The organism is Polynucleobacter necessarius, from assembly GCF_900095175.1.
GTDB lineage: Bacteria > Pseudomonadota > Gammaproteobacteria > Burkholderiales > Burkholderiaceae > Polynucleobacter > Polynucleobacter necessarius_I.
The window spans coordinates 85,404-102,699 of the sequence record NZ_LT606946.1; the positions used below are offsets into that span (position 1 = coordinate 85,404).

Here is a 17,296-nt window from a genome sequence, read left to right on the forward strand (position 1 = left end):
ATCGTGCCTCAAATCCTTTAAAATCAATGATTTGATTATATCCATACATGAAAGCTTCACAGTCATTTCTCGCCACGCTAAAAGAAGCCCCTTCCGACGCTGAGGTGGTTTCGCACAAACTCATGGTGCGTGCCGGTTTAATTCGCAAGCTCAATGCTGGCATCTACAACTATTTACCTTTGGGATTGAAGTCCATTCGCAAGGTGGAGAACATCATCCGTGAAGAAATGAATCGCGCTGGTGCAATCGAATTGCTGATGCCAATGATTCAGCCTGCAGAGTTATGGCAAGAGACGGGTCGTTGGGAAAAGATGGGCCCAGAGTTACTCCGTATTAAAGATCGCCATGACCGTGACTTTTTAATTCAGCCAACATCTGAAGAGGTGGTGACTGATTTGGCGCGTAACGAAATCAAGAGTTATAAGCAGTTGCCGGTTAACTTCTATCAAATTCAGACGAAGTTTCGTGATGAGCGTCGACCACGTTTTGGAATCATGCGTGGTCGTGAGTTCAGCATGAAAGATGCTTACTCCTTTGATCGCGATGCCGAGGGCCTGAAGAAGTCTTATCAAATCATGTTCGATGCTTACACTCGCATCTTCAAGTGTATGGGCTTGAAATTCCGTGCAGTAACAGCGGATAACGGTGCTATTGGTGGGTCAGGCAGCCAAGAGTTTCATGTGATTGCTGATACCGGTGAAGACGCAATCGTGTATTGCCCAAATTCTGATTACGCTGCCAACCTTGAGGCTGCTGAGTCAGTCTCATTAATTGCGGCACGCGGTGCTGCAACTCAGGCCCTGACTAAAGTTGCAACACCAAATCAAACAAACTGCGCTGATGTAGCCAAGTTTTTAAACTTGCCACTAGAGCAGACTGTGAAGTCATTATTGTTTGCTGCTGATCAAGAAGATGGCCCAGCTAAATTATTTATGGTGCTGGTACGTGGTGATCATGAGCTCAATGAAATCAAGGCAAGCAAGATTCCTGGCATGGCGGAGTCACGCTTTGCAAGTGAAGCTGAAATCAAGCAAGCCTGTAATGCTCCAGCGGGCTACTTAGGCCCTGTTGGAATTGCTGCTGATGTAACCGTAGTTGCAGATCGCACTGTTGCCAATATGTCTGACTTTGTATGCGGCGCTAATGACGCCGGTCATCACTTAACCGGTGTGAGCTGGGGTCGTGATTTACCAGAGCCTTTGGTAATGGATTTGCGTAATGCTGTAGTGGGAGATCCCTCTCCTGACGGTAAAGGTGTTGTTGATATTTGTCGCGGTATTGAAGTGGGCCATGTATTTCAACTGGGTACGCGTTACTCCGAAGCAATGGGTTGTACCTACCTTGATCAACAAGGCAAAGCACAGCTAATGGTGATGGGTTGTTATGGCATTGGTATCACGCGTTTGCTAGGCGCTGCAATCGAGCAGGGTAATGATGAGCGTGGAATTATTTGGCCGATTTCGATGGCACCATTTGAAGTGGTGATCTGTCCAATGGGCTATGACAAATCCGAAGCTGTCAAAGTTGCTGCCGATCAATTGCATGATGAGTTACTAGCTGCAGGTGTAGATGTAGTGCTCGATGATCGTGGAGAGAGGCCGGGTGCGATGTTTGCTGACTGGGAGTTAATCGGCATACCATTCCGCGTGGTGATTGGTGATCGCGGCTTAGCGGACGCACAAGTGGAATTTAAAGGTCGCACTGATGCTGAATCAGAAAACATTCCACTGTCAGAAATTAAAGCAAAAGTGATTGCTGCGGTTGATGCTGCTAAGAAATTCGTTTCTTAAATGCAAGCGTTTATAGCTGTTATTTTTTAAAGAGCCCGCCAAGGTCCTTTGGCGGCTCCTTTTGCAGCCATGGATGCCATGGTACGTGCCATCTTGCCGCCCTTAAACTGCTTCATCATGGTTTGCATTTGCTCAAACTGTGCCAGCAGCCGATTGACCTCTTGAACTTCCACCCCCGCACCAGCGGCAATGCGACGTTTTCGGGTAGCTTTTAGTAACTCCGGTTTCGCACGCTCTTTTGGTGTCATGCTATCGATGATGCCGCGCATGCGTCGTGTTTGTTTATCGGCAGCACTTAAATTGGTTTTGGAGGCCGCTTGTGCCATATGGCTTGGTAGCTTATCCATCAAGCTGGCCATACCTCCCATCTGCTGCATCTGCACCAGTTGATCTCGGAAGTCACCCAGATCAAACCCGCCTTTAGAAATCTTAGTTACTAACTTTTCTGCTTTGGCAACATCTACGTTTTGTTGGGCTTGCTCAACCAGAGCAAGAATATCGCCCATACCCAAAATACGACTTGCCATTCTCTCGGCATCAAATGCTTCGAGGCCATCCATCTTTTCGGCAACGCCAATGAATTTAAGCGGCACCCCAGTAACTTGGCGTACTGAAAGTGCAGCACCACCACGTGAATCACCATCGAGCTTGGTGAGGATTACACCGGTGAGTGGAAGTGCTTCATGGAATGCTTTAGCTGTGTTGACAGCATCTTGACCCAACATCGCATCAACCACAAACAGTGTTTCGATTGGATTGAGATTGGCATGCAAGGTTTTGATTTCTTGCATGAGTGCTTCATCAATACCAAGGCGACCTGCTGTATCGACTAAGAGCACATCAAAATAATGACGGCGTGCCCAATCAAGGGCGGCAGCAGTGATTTCACTCGGCTTTTGATTAATATTGCTTGGAAAAAATTCAGCCCCAACTTGTTTGCTGACAGTTTCTAGTTGCTCAATAGCAGCAGGGCGATAGACGTCACAGGAAACGGTGAGTACTTTCTTTTTCTTCTTTTCTTGCAGGAACTTAGCTAACTTACCTACTGAGGTAGTCTTACCGGCACCCTGCAAGCCTGCCATCAAGATCACTGCCGGAGGTTGGGTGGCTAAATTGAGTTCACCACTTTGCGAAGCATCTCCACGCATGACCTGGGCTAGTTCACGCTGTACCACCCCTACTAAAGCTTGGCCCGGGCTGAGGCTTCCAACCACGTCTTCACCAAGGGCTTTAAATTTGATTTGTTCCAGCAAAGATTTGACGACAGGAAGCGCAACGTCCGCCTCCAGCAAGGCCAGGCGGATCTCGCGCAGCATCTCTGCGGTGTTTGCTTCAGTAAGGCGGGCTTGTCCCCGCATTGTTTTAACAACACGAGATAGGCGGTCGGTGAGATTCTCTAGCATTTATCGATTAGACTTTCCAGATGGATATTTTAAGTTACTCAGGCTCGGGATGGCTCCCATCTGCACTTTATTTGCTTCTTTTGGTCTTTTTAGGTTCGCGGCCAAAGGGAAAAATTGAATCCCTAGCTTTTACGGGCTTGGTTCAGGCATTCATCTTATTAATTTTGCTAGTTCACGGAATTCAGTTGCACGACTCAGTCTTTACGCCAGAGGGATTTGTTTTTGGTTTTGCCCAGGATTTGTCATTAATCGCTTGGGTTGGCCTCGCTTTTTATTGGTTCCAGTCTTGGTTTTTACCAATCTCCAGCTTGCGCTGGTTGGTTTTGTGTTTTGCGCTGATTTGTTCCGCATTGCCCGCTATTTTCTCTGGCACCCTGATTTCTCCAAAGGCTGTCTCAGACCCTTGGTTTAAGGGGCACTTTATTGTCGCTGCTATCTCAGTTGGATTATTGAGTTTGGCTGCAATGCACGCCATGCTGATGAGTATTCAGGATCGAGCACTGCATCGTCAGTTGGCCATCATCCCAAATGGTCGAGTAGCCCATTGGTTAGAGGATTTGCCACCCCTAATGACAATGGAAAGTTTGCTTTTTAATTTACTCTATGTGGGTGTTGCACTGCTGACCTTGACTGTATTTTCTGGCCTGCTCTTTTCGCAAACACTATCTGGTAGGCCACTTGTTTTTGATCACAAAACTATCTTTGCGTTGATCTCCTGGCTCTTATTTTCTGGTCTCCTAATAGCGCGTTGGCGTGTGGGTTTACGGGGTCGCGTCGCTGTTCGTTGGGTCTTGAGTGCTTATACAGCCTTGCTTTTGGCGTATGTGGGCAGTAGATTTGTTTTGGAAGTGATTCTTCAGAGAGCGTGACGTTTTGATTAAGTGGCTTCTACTATTTATTGGCGCAGGCGCTTTGTACCTTTGGATAAAGGGTAAAAAACAAACAAAGCTCAATAAGAATCAGGCTTCCAAGATCAGGGCTGAACGCAGCAAGGCGGCTGAGCCAGAGGTGATTGTCCAGTGCCGTCATTGTTCAGTTCACCTTCCAAAATCTGAAGCAATCAAGCAAGAGGATCGCTTCTATTGCTCGCAACAACACCTCGACAGCATGGATGATCAGGGCTGGCTGGGTTCTGCCGCCTGGCGAATCTCACCCAATCAAGATGTTCGACCAGCGGACATTGCACCGGATTTGGTAGTGATTCATCACATCAGCTTGCCACCTGGTGGTTTTGCGGATCATAGCTCTACCCAATTTATTGTGGATTTTTTCCAAAATAAACTGGACTCATCCCTCCACCCATATTTTGAAGAAATTGCTGATCAAAAGGTATCCAGTCATTTCTTGATTTCTCGTTGTGGTGAGGTGTGTCAGTTTGTCTCCACTCAAAAGAAGGCATGGCATGCTGGCATTTCATCCTTTTTAGGTCGTGAAAAATGCAATGATTTCTCAATTGGGATTGAGTTAGAGGGTGATGGTGAACATCCCTTTGAGGAAATTCAATATCAAGCACTTGCTAAATTAACCACCCAGCTACAAGGGATTTATCCAGGCCTTAGCTTTGCTGGGCACAGTGATATCGCTCCAGGCCGAAAAACAGACCCTGGCATTCAATTTGATTGGCAAAAGTTCCAAGCTAAAACTGGCATTTCGGTCAAAAAAATACCCTTTGGTTTGGACCCTCGCTAGAGTTCAAAATTAGTATGTGAGCACATGCTCACTTTATTGCCCTTTAGCTAAAAAGGGCTAAAAATCTCGCACCAAAATAGCCCCTAAATTATTGGAATACCTAGGAAAAATACTTATAAATATTTGTCAGAAATGTCTTACTAAATTCCGAATATTTCCCTATACTTAGTGTCAAATGCACTTCGAGACACTAGATGTAGTGTTTGAATACAGCAATACCTTATTGTTTTTTAACGATTTTTTGCCCAAATAACTATATATCAGCAGGAGAAATATGACATATGCCAACCCCCAGACGGCAGGACAGACTGCAGGCACAAATAATCCAGGAATGAATCCTTCAGAAGCTATGAATCAAGCCCCATCTGCCGGCTTTGTAGCTGGTGGTGTTGGCGGTGGTCAAGCTACTCAATTGTCTGATTACAAAATTATTCGCCGTAATGGCTCGGTGGTGGCATTTGAGCCATCCAAAATCGCTATTGCGGTTACCAAAGCATTTTTAGCGGTTAATGGCGGTCAGGGTGCAGCTTCTGCACGTGTTCGTGAGCAAGTAGAGCAATTAACGCACGCAGTAGTGCGCGCTTTGTTGCGTAGTCGCCCAAATGGTGGCACTTTCCATATTGAAGACATTCAAGATCAAGTTGAGTTGGCATTGATGCGTAGTGGTGAGCACAACGTTGCTCGCGCCTATGTTCTTTATCGTGAAAAGCGTAATCAAGAGCGTGCAACACAACAAGGTATTGCTCAGGAGACTCAGACTGCAACTCAAGCTGGTGAGTCTGGCATCAAGGTGACTGACAACGGCGTAGAGAAGTGGTTGGATATGGCTGCCTTGCGCACCATTATTGAGGCTGCATGTGAAGGCCTTGGTAACAACATTGATGCAACCCCGATCATTACTGAAACCATTAAGAATTTATACGATGGCGTACCGATGGCTCAGGTGTACGACTCTGCAATTTTGGCCTCGCGCACATTGATTGAAAAAGATCCTGCATATAGCCAGGTGACGGCACGCATCTTGATGCATGTGATTCGTAAAGAAATTTTAGGTCGTGAAGTATTGCAAGGTGACATGCAAGCCGAGTACAGCACTTACTTTGCTAAGTACATCAACGAAGGTATTTCTGCTGAGTTGTTGGATCTACGCATGCGTGAGTTTGATCTCCCACGTTTGGCTGCAGCCCTAAACGCTAGCCGCGACTTGCAGTTCAACTACCTCGGCTTACAAACTTTGTATGACCGCTACTTCTTGCACATTGAAGACCGTCGTATCGAAATGCCACAGGCTTTCTTCATGCGCGTTGCAATGGGCTTGTCTTTGAATGAGTTGGATCGCGAGCGTCGTGCTATCGAGTTCTATGAAATTCTCTCTACATTCGATTTCATGTCCAGTACGCCAACTTTGTTTAACTCAGCGACAACACGTCCTCAGTTATCAAGCTGCTATTTGACAACAGTAGATGATGACCTTGACGGCATCTATGAAGCTTTGAAAGAGAATGCACTCCTGTCTAAGTTTGCTGGTGGTTTGGGTAACGACTGGACAAACGTGCGTGCCTTGGGAAGTCATATCAAAGGTACTAACGGCAAGTCACAAGGTGTTGTGCCATTCTTAAAGGTAGTGAATGACACGGCTGTTGCAGTGAACCAAGGTGGTAAGCGTAAGGGTGCAGTTTGTGCTTACCTAGAAACATGGCATTTGGATATTGAAGAGTTCCTAGAGTTGCGTAAGAACACCGGTGATGACCGTCGCCGTACGCATGACATGAACACTTCTAACTGGATTCCGGACTTGTTCATGAAGCGTGTGATGGAGGGTGGTGAGTGGACATTGTTCTCACCATCAAATACGCCTGACTTGCATGACAAGTTTGGTAAAGCTTTTGAAGAGGCCTATGTTGCCTATGAGAAAAAAGCAGATGCTGGTGAATTGAAACCATTCCGTCGCATCCCTGCGCAACAATTGTGGCGCAAGATGTTGGGTATGTTGTTTGAAACTGGCCACCCATGGATCACATTTAAAGATCCTTGCAACATTCGTAGCCCACAACAACACATCGGTGTAGTTCACTCTTCTAACTTGTGTGCTGAGATTACTTTAAACACAAACGAGAGCGAAATCGCGGTATGTAACCTAGGTTCTGTGAACTTGACAGCGCATATGACTACAGATGCGTCCGGCAAGATGATTTTGGATCACGAGAAGCTCCAGAAAACAATTCGCACTGCAATGCGTATGTTGGATAACGTGATTGATATCAATTACTACGCTGTTGCTAAAGCACGTAATTCCAACTTGAAGCATCGTCCAGTTGGTATGGGCATCATGGGCTTCCAGGATTGTTTGCATATGCAACGCATTCCTTACGCTAGTGATGAGGCGGTGAAGTTTGCAGATTCTTCAATGGAAGCAGTGTGCTACTACGCTTATCAAGCATCTAATGAGTTGGCTGAAGAGCGTGGCGTGTACAGCACATACAAAGGATCACTGTGGGATCGTGGCATTCTTCCGCAGGACTCAGTAGCCTTGTTGGCAGCAGAGCGTGGTGGTTACCTTGAGGTAGATAGCTCTTCCACTATGAATTGGGATGGTTTGCGTGCCCGTATCAAGCAGCACGGCATGCGCAACTCCAACTGTGTGGCCATTGCACCGACCGCTACGATTTCTAACATCATTGGCGTTTCAGCTTGTATCGAGCCTACATTCCAGAACTTGTTCGTGAAATCTAACCTGTCAGGCGAGTTCACCGTAGTAAACGAGTATTTGGTTCGTGATTTGAAGGAACGTGGCCTCTGGGATGAGGTAATGATTGCCGACTTGAAGTACTTTGATGGTACTTTGTCTAAGATTGACCGTGTCCCACAAGATTTGCGTGATTTGTACGCTACTGCATTCGAAGTGGAGCCAAGCTGGTTGGTTGAGGCTGCCTCACGTCGTCAGAAGTGGATTGACCAAGCGCAGTCACTCAATATTTACATGGGTGGTGCATCAGGCAAGAAATTGGATGGCACCTACAAGTTGGCATGGTTGCGTGGCTTGAAGACCACTTATTACCTCCGCACAATGGCTGCAACGCACGTTGAGAAGTCAACTGTTGCAAGTGGACAGTTAAATGCAGTGTCCAGTGGTGGCGGTGTGAATGGTACGGATGCTTCCGCACAAGAAGCTGACGGCCCAGTTTGCACAATGCGCCCAGGTGATGCTGGCTTTGAAGAATGTGAAGCATGTCAGTAAGCTATTCGCTAACTGATCTAGAAAAATAAGAATTAGGAGAGAGTTATGTTGAATTGGGAAGAAGAAGTTGCTCCTGCGCTAGCAAAAGCAGGATTAGCACCGCAGCCGGTGGTAGCAGAGCCACAACGTCCGCAACCAGACCAAGTTGCAATTGCTGCACCTCAAGATGTTGCACCTGCACCAATGCAATCCGCTTCATTGACTGGTGGCGCAGCTTTGCGTGTTAATGCCGCTGATAAGCGCGTGATTAATGCCAAGACTGACGTAAATCAGCTCGTTCCATTTAAATATAAGTGGGCCTGGGAGAAATATCTTGCTGGTTGTGCCAACCATTGGATGCCACAAGAGATCAATATGAATCGCGATATCGCGCTTTGGAAGGATCCAAATGGTTTAACTGAAGATGAGCGTCGCATTATTAAGCGCAATCTCGGTTTTTTCACAACGGCTGATTCTTTAGCGGCAAACAATATTGTTTTGGGCACATATCGCCACATTACCGCCCCAGAATGCCGTCAATATCTATTGCGCCAGGCGTTTGAGGAGGCAATTCATACTCACGCATACCAATATATTGTGGAGTCTTTGGGTTTAGACCAGAGCGAAATCTTCAATGCGTATAACGAGATTGAGTCAATTCGCGCTAAAGATGAGTTCCTGATTCCTTATATCGATGTGTTGACTAACCCCAATTTCAAAACTGGAACATTAGAAACTGACCAAACTTTGCTGCGATCACTCATTGTTTTTGCTTGCGTGATGGAAGGTTTGTTCTTTTATGTTGGTTTTACGCAAATACTTGCAATGGGTCGCCAAAACAAAATGACGGGTGCTGCTGAGCAGTATCAATACATTCTTCGCGATGAGTCTATGCACTGCAATTTTGGTATTGATTTAATTAATCAAATCAAGCTGGAGAACCCGCAGTTATGGACTTCTACGTTCAAAGATGAGATCAAAGCGATCTTTGAAAAAGCGGTGGAATTGGAGTACCGTTATGCAGAAGATACGATGCCTCGCGGAGTGCTCGGATTGAACGCGCCGATGTTCAAAGGTTACCTAAGATACATCTGTAATCGCAGATGTTTGCAAATAGGACTTGACGCGATGTTCCCAAATGAAGAGAATCCATTCCCATGGATGTCAGAAATGATTGATCTGAAAAAAGAGAGAAACTTTTTTGAGACACGCGTTATTGAGTATCAAACTGGCGGTGCGCTAAGTTGGGAATAGGTAGTTAATTAAAAAGCGCATAGCCTGCTAAATAGGAGATTAGACGGTTGGATTGTTTTAAAAGTCAGCAAAACCAGACTCAAGTCCGAAAACTCTTATTAAAGGGTGCCTGGTCTACTCTCTCTATTTTTTCCAACAAATTGAAGAAGCCGTTGCCCTTTGGGGCCACGGCTTTTTTTCCAGTATTCATTAGCGTGCAGCACTTAGCATCAAGCCGCGCGCCGATGAATGGCTCGCTCGTCGGCTCCAAATGGTTGCAAAACCAGGCGGAAATGAATAGGTCGGGTCTTCTTAATCGGTAGTTTGTACTAATCCTCACGTGAAGGAGCATTACTATGGCAATCGCCAAGAAAAAAGTTGCTGCAAAGAAGCCTGCTGCTAAGAAAGTTGCTGCCAAAAAGCCAGCTGCTAAAAAAGTAGCTAAGAAGAAGCCTGCTGCTAAGAAAGTAGCTCGTAAAGTTGCTGCTAAAAAGCCTGCTGCTAAGAAAGTTGCTCGCAAAGTAGCTGCTAAAAAGCCTGCTGCTAAAAAAGTAGCTCGTAAAGTAGCAAAAAAAAAGTAAGTAAGCCTGCTGCGAAGAAAGCGGGCAAGGCTGTAAAAAAGCCCGTGGCTAAGAAAGTTGCTGCTTCAACCACGTTGAATCCAGCTGCTGCCTGGCCCTTCCCAACTGGCACACGCCCATAAGCTCTGCTTGTAGACGTGTGAAGTTCAAAGGGATCTCTCGCGAGATCCCTTTTTTATTGCTGCTTCATGGAATTAGTGGCTTTAGAGTGCAAATCCAAAGGCAGATTTGAATTGAGCGGCGATTTCATCTTTGCTCATTTGGTGATTTTGTGGTCCCTGATGAGTAATTTTGATTGAACCCATCAAACTGGCTAAGCGGCCAGTAGTTTCCCAATCCATTCCATTCTCCAATCCAAACAACAATCCGCCTCGGAATGCATCGCCGCAACCCGTTGGGTCAACTACTTTTGAGGCTGGCACTGGTGGAATCGCAATACATTTGCCATCAAAGTGGATATCCGCACCTTCAGCACCCTTGGTCACAATCAAGGCTTTCACTCTTTCAGCGACTTTTGCCAAACTCAAACCTGTTCTTTGAGAAAGCATTTCGCCTTCGTAGTCATTCACGGCAAGGTGGCTTGCAATATCTACGAGTTCTAGTAGTTCTGGGCCATTGAACATGGGCAAACCCTGACCCGGATCAAATACAAATGGAATGCCTGCTTCAGCTAGCTGATGACAATGCTCCCACATACCTTGGCGACCATCTGGGGCAACAATGCCGAATTTTGCTGCGCCTTTTGCGTTCTTGCTTCTCTCTGCAACGACTGCGGAGACTTGGTTTAGATGAGATTCACCCATTGCGCCAGGGTGAAAAGCAGTAATTTGATTATTGGCTTGATCGGTAGTGATCATTGCTTGAGCAGTGAATGCTTGTTCAATTTGACGGATATGCGTTGCATCAATCTTGAGTTGTTTGAGGCGATCAAGATATGGGGCTGCATCACCACCTACTGTTGCCATGATGATGGGGTCGCCACCAAGTAGACTTAGGTTGTAAGCAATATTGCCTGCACAGCCACCGAATTCACGACGCATTGTTGGGACTAGGAAGGCGACATTGAGGATATGAATCTGCTCTGGCAGGATTTGATCGGCAAATTTGCCTTCAAAGTTCATGATGGTGTCGTAAGCAATGGAACCGCAGATCAAGCTAGACATAAATGATTACTTTCTAATAAAAATCAATTGAAATGAGTGTGGAATAGTGTTTGTAGTCTATTTTTCAGGATAAAAAATTCTGACGCGATAGCCAGCAGCATTTTGTGGAAGAGAAATCAGCAATTCGGAAGAAAAGATTTCACCAGAGGGGGCGCCTTGACGCAAAAAATCCGGATGCGACTCTTGCCAAGCGGTTGGCAACCACTCTTGTGGAGAAAATTGAATCGTTTTGATCTCCGATTCCTCTGCATCTGTGAGCACAATTTCTAAATTGGGGAATAAAACAGGTAGCGCAAGACGATTTTGCAATTCAACTTGCAATACAGATTGATTTAAATCGTTTTTAAGGCCCTCTCGTGCGTTTTCAGGCGAAAGAGTGACTGAAGTTATTTTCCAAGCAGCAAAATCGCTTACAGAGCGATTTACACACCCTAGTGCACGACACAATTGCTCATCCAATTTCTGTAGAAGAGAAAAAGCGCTGCTTGCTATCGGATAGGAGCTGCCATCAACACGCGTTGCTAATGCTGGCAGTAAAAAATTTCTAGAAAGATGCTCACCAAAAATAATGAGCAAGACTAAAAATAGGCTGAGAAGGATTAATTTAAGACTTTTTTTTTGAGCCGGCACCGAAGTGTCTGTATTTTTGGCCGTCAAACTCACTTTACCACCTTGCGAAGGTAGCGTGCCATGCAAGCAGACCCAGCCTTCACTTTCTTTCCAGACGGAAAGGCTTAGCCATTGGCTATAGGTGGCAATTACTTCTTCTGCTTGGCGAGCTAACACTCCTGACAACACAATTTTTCCACCGGGGCGCATCTTATTTACCAAGGCTGGCGCTAAAACTTGTAGCGGATTGGCCAAAATATTAGCCATCACGATGTCGTATTTAGTTTCTGCAGCAAGTTCTGGTGCGTTTTCATTTGGCAGAACAAAGCGGATCACCGTATTGTTAATTTCTGCATTGCTGCGCGCTGCAACCATGGCTTGTGGATCAATGTCGGTGCCAACAACGGGATTGCAGCCCAGTTTTGCGGCGGCGATTGCCAGAATTCCAGATCCGCAACCGTAATCTAAGAGACTTTGGTTTTGTAGTTGAGTATTTTGTTCCAACCAAAGCAGGCAGAGATGGGTTGTTGGGTGACTGCCAGTGCCAAACGCTAGGCCTGGGTCTACCGCCAAGCAAATTGCATTAGGGTCAGTAGGCGCCTCATGCCAAGAAGGTACCACCCAAATACGCTCACCAATCTGAATCGGAGCGAATTGACTTTGGGTTAAGCAAACCCAATCTTGCTCTTCAACAATCTTTTCTTGCGAAGCTAGAAGATTGAATCCCGCGCCCTTGAGAGATGCGAGGAGTTCGGGGATGAAGTTCACTGCATCCGAATCATCTATCTCCGGATTAAACAAGGCGGTGACAGAGGAACGATCCCAAGCTTGAACTTCTGGTGAGAGCCCTGGCTCGCCATACAGCGGGTTTTCATCGTAACCACCTGCAGCATCATCTTCAACGGTGACAGAGAGTGCGCCCACTTCCAGCAAGGCATCACCCAAGGGCTCTGCAATTTCTGCTGGTACCGTGAAAACGAGTTCACGATAGGACATGCTTACTCCAAATCGATATCACTTGACCTACGATTTCGGGTTGCCGCGACTAGCAGCTTGCTCTTCGAGGCGATGCTCTAGATAGTGAATGCTGGTGCCGCCTTCCATGAAGTTTGGATCGAGCATGAGTTCACGATGCAGTGGCACATTGGTCGTAATCCCATCAATCACCATCTCAGAAAGCGCGATTTGCATACGACGAATTGCTTGTTCGCGAGTATTGCCGTAAGAAATCAGCTTACCGATCATTGAATCGTAGTTGGAAGGCACTACATAACCACTGTAGGCATGGGAGTCAACACGAATTCCGGGACCGCCTGGCATATGGAATGAACCAATCTTGCCTGGGCTTGGTGTGAATTTAAATGGATCTTCCGCATTAAGACGACATTCAATGGCATGACCGCGGAAAACGATATCTTTCTGGCGATAGCTGAGTTTTAAGCCAGCAGCGATGCGAATTTGCTCTTGGACAATATCGACACCAGTAATCATTTCGGTAACTGGATGCTCAACTTGAACGCGGGTATTCATTTCAATAAAGAAGAATTCACCATCTTCGTACAAGAATTCGAAAGTACCGGCACCGCGGTAACCAATTTTTCTACAGGCTTCAGCACAACGCTCGCCGATTTTGGCAATCAAGCGACGATCAATGCCAGGTGCTGGAGCTTCTTCAATCACTTTTTGGTGGCGACGTTGCATTGAGCAATCACGCTCGCCTAACCAAATAGCGTTACCGTGCGTATCGGCCAAAATCTGAATCTCTACGTGGCGAGGTTTCTCTAAAAACTTCTCCATATAGACTTCTGGATTGCCGAAAGCGCGACCAGCTTCTTCCTTAGTCATATTGACGGCACTCAGAAGGGCGGCTTCCGTATGCACTACGCGCATACCGCGACCACCACCACCGCCAGCAGCTTTAATGATGACTGGGTAGCCAACACGTTTGGCAGTAGTAATAATTTCTTTTGGATCATCTGGCAATGCACCTTCAGATCCAGGAACGCAAGGCGCGCCCGCTTTAATCATGGCGCGTTTTGCTGAAACTTTATCGCCCATTAGGCGAATGGAAGCAGCAGTTGGGCCAATGAATGCAAAACCGGATTTCTCAACACGCTCAGCAAAGTCGGCATTCTCAGAAAGGAAACCATAGCCTGGGTGAATTGCCTCAGCATCGGTTACTTCCGCCGCTGAAATAATGGCAGGCATATTGAGGTAGCTCAGTGGCGATGGGGCAGGCCCAATGCAAACGGCTTCGTCTGCAAGCTTCACGTATTTAGCTTCTTTGTCTGCGGTCGAGTAGACCACTACAGTTTTAATTCCCAACTCGCGACATGCGCGTTGGATGCGGAGAGCAATTTCTCCGCGATTGGCAATCAGAATCTTATCGAACATGTCGGCTCTGAGTTAAGTAACGGTGGATTGGAATAGATCTAGAAGAGATCTATTAAGCGATGATGAACAGCGGCTGATCAAACTCAACACCTTGACCGTTTTCACACAGAATTTGCTTGATAACACCGGCTTGCTCGGATTCGATCTCATTGAGGAGTTTCATCGCTTCAATAATGCAGAGCGTTTGACCCACTTTAACCGTATCACCGACTTTGACAAAGTCTGGAGACTCAGGATTTGGGGCTCGATAGAAAGTTCCCACCATTGGTGAGCGAGCTACAAAACCAGTTTCAGCAGGCGCTTCTTCAGCAGCTGGTGCGGCAACGGCTGGCGCAGCTACGGGAGTAGCTTGCATTGCCTGAACCGGTGCTGGATTGGCGTAAACCACTTGACCGGCAGGAGCTGGAGATCCTGCATTCACAATGCGAACACGATCTTCGCCTTCATTTACTTCTAATTCAGAAATGCCTGATTCAGAAACGAGGTCGATTAGGGTTTTTAGTTTTCTCAGATCCATAGAAAGGCTTCCTCTCTTGAAATGCTTAATTAATCTTTATTTTTGTAAACGTGCAATTGCAGCTTGTAAGGCCAATTCATATCCAATTGCCCCTAGTCCGCAGATCACGCCAGTGGCGATATCGGATAGATAGGAATGTTTGCGGAATTCTTCACGCTGATGAATATTGGATAGATGAACTTCTGTAAATGGGATGGCAACACCGGCTAGCGCATCACGCAGCGCAACGCTGGTGTGGGTAAAGGCGCCTGGATTAATGATGATGAAATCAACCCCCTCTTGTTTGGCTTTTTGAACTCGGTCAATCAGCTCGCCTTCATGATTGCTCTGGAAGGTGGATAAATCGATTGAGTTGGTCTTGGCGATTACACCAAGCTTTGTATGTATATCTTCTAGAGTGGTTTTGCCGTAAACCTCTAGCTCACGGGTGCCCAAGAGGTTGAGGTTCGGACCTTGGATAACGAGAATTGAAGTATTTTTCGACATAAATCGATATATTTAGAGGTAGTTAGGTTTAATTACGTTAATAAAGCATTTCTCTAAAACTGCTTACTTCATGAAGAATCCTCTTCACCAAGTACAGGGAAAGTATACCCCCAGAATCTGATGGCAAGTCCAAAAAAATGAGGGGTAAATTAGCTATTTATGTGATTTTTAAGGGCAGATATTGCAAAAAATGGGTAGAAAATGTCTCGTTCTCGTCCAAATCTTAGTTGCTAATAGTATTTAAAATTCACTATAAAGCTGATTTAATAGATTTTCTGAGCTCTTCTTCGCTTATCTTTCCTAATTTGCTGCTAATTGCTTTGCGTTGAGCATTAATGATGATGGTGTACGGAAGAGCGCCTTGGCTATTCCCCATTTGTTTAGATAGATTGCTACCCTCTAGTCCACCAATCACGATGGGGTAAGAAACTGGGGTCATTTCTAGGAATTGACGAATATTAGAGGGTGAATCGATGCCGATACCTACAAATAAGACATTTTGATCCTTGAATTCACCTTGCAATGCATCCAAAGTGGGCATTTCTTCAACGCAAGGAGGGCACCAGGAGGCCCAAAAGTTCACAACCAGAACTTTTCCTTGCCATTGCGCTGTATCGACTGTTTTGCCATCAGGCGTTTGCCATGGGTTGGCAAAAAAGGCTTTGATAGCGGGATCGCTTGCTAAGCCGGTTTTGTAAATCCATTGCGAAGTCAATACTCCTGCAAGCAGGGCTACGAGACTAATTCCGGTGATGCTAATCCACTGTCTGCGGTTCATTGCTACTCCTTAGCTAAAATTCCCCAATGCATATTCATATCTTGGGCATTTGCGGTACTTTCATGGGCGGCATTGCCGCAATCGCTCGGCAGGTCGGACATCGCGTCACTGGCTGTGATGCCAATGTGTATCCGCCAATGAGCACGCAACTTGAGGCGCAGGGCATTGAGCTCATCGAGGGATTTTCGCCCGATCAATTATTACAGTTTGAGACGATGCCAGATTTATTTGTGATCGGCAACGTCGTTTCTCGTGGCAATCCGCTGATGGAGGCCATTTTGAATCAAGGCCTTCCTTACACATCTGGACCCCAATGGCTAGGTGAGCAAGTATTGTTTGATAGGCATGTATTGGCTGTTGCTGGTACGCACGGTAAAACAACGACCTCTGCCATATTGGCTTGGATTTTGGAGTTCAACGATTACAAGCCGGGTTACTTAATTGGTGGAGTGCCATTAAATTTCACGGTATCGGCTCGTCTGGGTGAAAGTAAATACTTTGTAATCGAAGCGGATGAATATGACACTGCCTTTTTTGATAAACGCAGTAAGTTTGTCCACTATCGTCCGCGCACCGCTTTAATAAACAATCTTGAGCTTGATCATGCCGATATTTTTGCTGATCTTGCTGCAATCGAAACGCAGTTTCATCATTTGGTTCGCACGGTGCCGGGTAACGGTCTCGTTGTGGTGAATAGTGAAGAGCCTGCTCTAGAGAGAGTCATCACACGAGGTGCTTGGGCACCTGTTGAAAAGTTTGGCCAAAATAAAAATAATGCCTGGTCTTTAATTTCTCAAGCGGCAGATGGCTTCATTGTTCTGCAGGATGGTAAAGAAGTTGCAACGGTGACCTGGGCCCCAGACTCTGGTGTCATGGGTCGACATAATCAACTCAATGCATTGGCAGCGATTGCTTCTGCAAACCATATTGGCATTTCTCCAGCTGATGCGGCACGTGCTCTTGCTGAGTTTAAGAATGTGAAGCGCCGCTTGGAAACGATTGGCGTAGTAAATGAGGTGACGGTCTACGATGATTTTGCGCATCACCCGACTGCAATTATTACTACGGTAGATAGCTTGCGTCGTCGCGTAGGGCAGTCTCGAATTTTGGCAGTATTAGAGCCGCGTTCTAATACGATGAAACTCGGCGTCATGAAAGCACAACTACCCAATAGTCTTGAGGCGGCCGATAAAGTTTTTGCTTATGGCGCCAGCACTGGTAAAGATTCTTTGGGTTGGGATTTAAACGAAGTCTTAGCACCATTAAATGCAAAGAGTGACGATCGTGCTGCAGCTTTTGATGATCTATCTGCTTTGGTTAAGGCCGTTGCAAATGAAGCAAAGCCTGGCGATCACATTTTGGTGATGAGTAATGGCGGTTTTGGTGGCGTGCATCAAAAAATATTGACCGCAATACAAGAGAAAGCAAAGTAATGA

General features: G+C 46.2%; 13 protein-coding genes and 2 pseudogenes. 7 read left to right on the top strand and 8 right to left on the bottom strand.

Annotated features, from left to right (window positions below; genetic code table 11):
- Nucleotides 1-47: 47 nt before the first annotated feature.
- Complete coding sequence (locus tag DXE44_RS00470) at nucleotides 48-1,790, top strand: proline--tRNA ligase (protein WP_114651776.1); 1,743 nt, start codon at nucleotides 48-50, stop codon at nucleotides 1,788-1,790.
- 26 nt (nucleotides 1,791-1,816) lie between these two features.
- Here DXE44_RS00470 and ffh read toward each other — a convergent pair whose 3' ends face one another.
- Entirely contained in the window at nucleotides 1,817-3,193 is a 1,377-nt protein-coding gene (gene ffh, locus DXE44_RS00475) for a signal recognition particle protein (RefSeq protein ID WP_114651778.1), read from the bottom strand.
- Nucleotides 3,194-3,213: 20 nt separating this feature from the next.
- On the opposite strand from ffh, the gene DXE44_RS00480 reads away from it, so the two are divergent.
- The 5 genes and pseudogenes from DXE44_RS00480 to DXE44_RS11270 all read left to right on the top strand — a co-directional run.
- Entirely contained in the window at nucleotides 3,214-4,062 is an 849-nt protein-coding gene (locus tag DXE44_RS00480) for a cytochrome C assembly family protein (RefSeq protein WP_114651780.1), read from the top strand.
- A gap of 4 nt (nucleotides 4,063-4,066) precedes the next feature.
- Nucleotides 4,067-4,882 (top strand): 1,6-anhydro-N-acetylmuramyl-L-alanine amidase AmpD, encoded by an 816-nt coding sequence (ampD, locus tag DXE44_RS00485; protein WP_174221104.1) that lies wholly within the window; start codon nucleotides 4,067-4,069, stop codon nucleotides 4,880-4,882.
- Nucleotides 4,883-5,156: 274 nt separating this feature from the next.
- Nucleotides 5,157-8,120, top strand: a complete 2,964-nt coding sequence (locus tag DXE44_RS00490; RefSeq protein WP_114651782.1) for a ribonucleoside-diphosphate reductase subunit alpha — start codon at nucleotides 5,157-5,159, stop codon at nucleotides 8,118-8,120.
- Between the two features lie 45 nt (nucleotides 8,121-8,165).
- Complete coding sequence (locus DXE44_RS00495) at nucleotides 8,166-9,353, top strand: ribonucleotide-diphosphate reductase subunit beta (protein ID WP_114651784.1); 1,188 nt, start codon at nucleotides 8,166-8,168, stop codon at nucleotides 9,351-9,353.
- A 341-nt stretch (nucleotides 9,354-9,694) separates the two neighbouring features.
- Nucleotides 9,695-10,035: pseudogene (locus tag DXE44_RS11270) on the top strand (histone); the annotation flags it as partial.
- An 81-nt stretch (nucleotides 10,036-10,116) separates the two neighbouring features.
- Here DXE44_RS11270 and DXE44_RS00510 read toward each other — a convergent pair.
- The 7 genes and pseudogenes from DXE44_RS00510 to DXE44_RS00535 form a co-directional block, all read right to left on the bottom strand.
- On the bottom strand, nucleotides 10,117-11,076 hold the full coding sequence (locus DXE44_RS00510; protein ID WP_114651788.1) for a carbohydrate kinase family protein: 960 nt from the start codon (nucleotides 11,074-11,076) through the stop codon (nucleotides 10,117-10,119).
- Between the two features lie 57 nt (nucleotides 11,077-11,133).
- Nucleotides 11,134-11,739 (bottom strand): DUF3426 domain-containing protein, encoded by a 606-nt coding sequence (locus tag DXE44_RS10450; RefSeq protein WP_231970652.1) that lies wholly within the window; start codon nucleotides 11,737-11,739, stop codon nucleotides 11,134-11,136.
- Between the two features lie 21 nt (nucleotides 11,740-11,760).
- Nucleotides 11,761-12,681: pseudogene (gene prmA / locus DXE44_RS10455) on the bottom strand (50S ribosomal protein L11 methyltransferase); the annotation flags it as partial.
- Nucleotides 12,682-12,708: 27 nt separating this feature from the next.
- Nucleotides 12,709-14,079 carry an acetyl-CoA carboxylase biotin carboxylase subunit gene (gene accC / locus DXE44_RS00520; RefSeq protein WP_114651792.1) on the bottom strand — a complete coding sequence of 457 codons (1,371 nt, stop codon included), beginning with the start codon at nucleotides 14,077-14,079 and terminating at the stop codon, nucleotides 12,709-12,711.
- 52 nt (nucleotides 14,080-14,131) lie between these two features.
- Entirely contained in the window at nucleotides 14,132-14,596 is a 465-nt protein-coding gene (gene accB / locus DXE44_RS00525; protein WP_114651794.1) for an acetyl-CoA carboxylase biotin carboxyl carrier protein, read from the bottom strand.
- A gap of 36 nt (nucleotides 14,597-14,632) precedes the next feature.
- Entirely contained in the window at nucleotides 14,633-15,082 is a 450-nt protein-coding gene (gene aroQ, locus DXE44_RS00530; RefSeq protein WP_114651796.1) for a type II 3-dehydroquinate dehydratase, read from the bottom strand.
- A gap of 250 nt (nucleotides 15,083-15,332) precedes the next feature.
- Nucleotides 15,333-15,860, bottom strand: coding sequence for a TlpA family protein disulfide reductase (locus DXE44_RS00535; RefSeq protein WP_114651798.1), 528 nt, complete (start codon nucleotides 15,858-15,860; stop codon nucleotides 15,333-15,335).
- A gap of 26 nt (nucleotides 15,861-15,886) precedes the next feature.
- Here DXE44_RS00535 and mpl point away from each other — a divergent pair, with 26 nt between their 5' ends.
- Nucleotides 15,887-17,293: a UDP-N-acetylmuramate:L-alanyl-gamma-D-glutamyl-meso-diaminopimelate ligase gene (mpl, locus tag DXE44_RS00540; protein ID WP_114651800.1), complete on the top strand. Its 1,407-nt coding sequence runs from the start codon at nucleotides 15,887-15,889 to the stop codon at nucleotides 17,291-17,293.
- The last annotated feature ends 3 nt before the right edge of the window (nucleotides 17,294-17,296 follow it).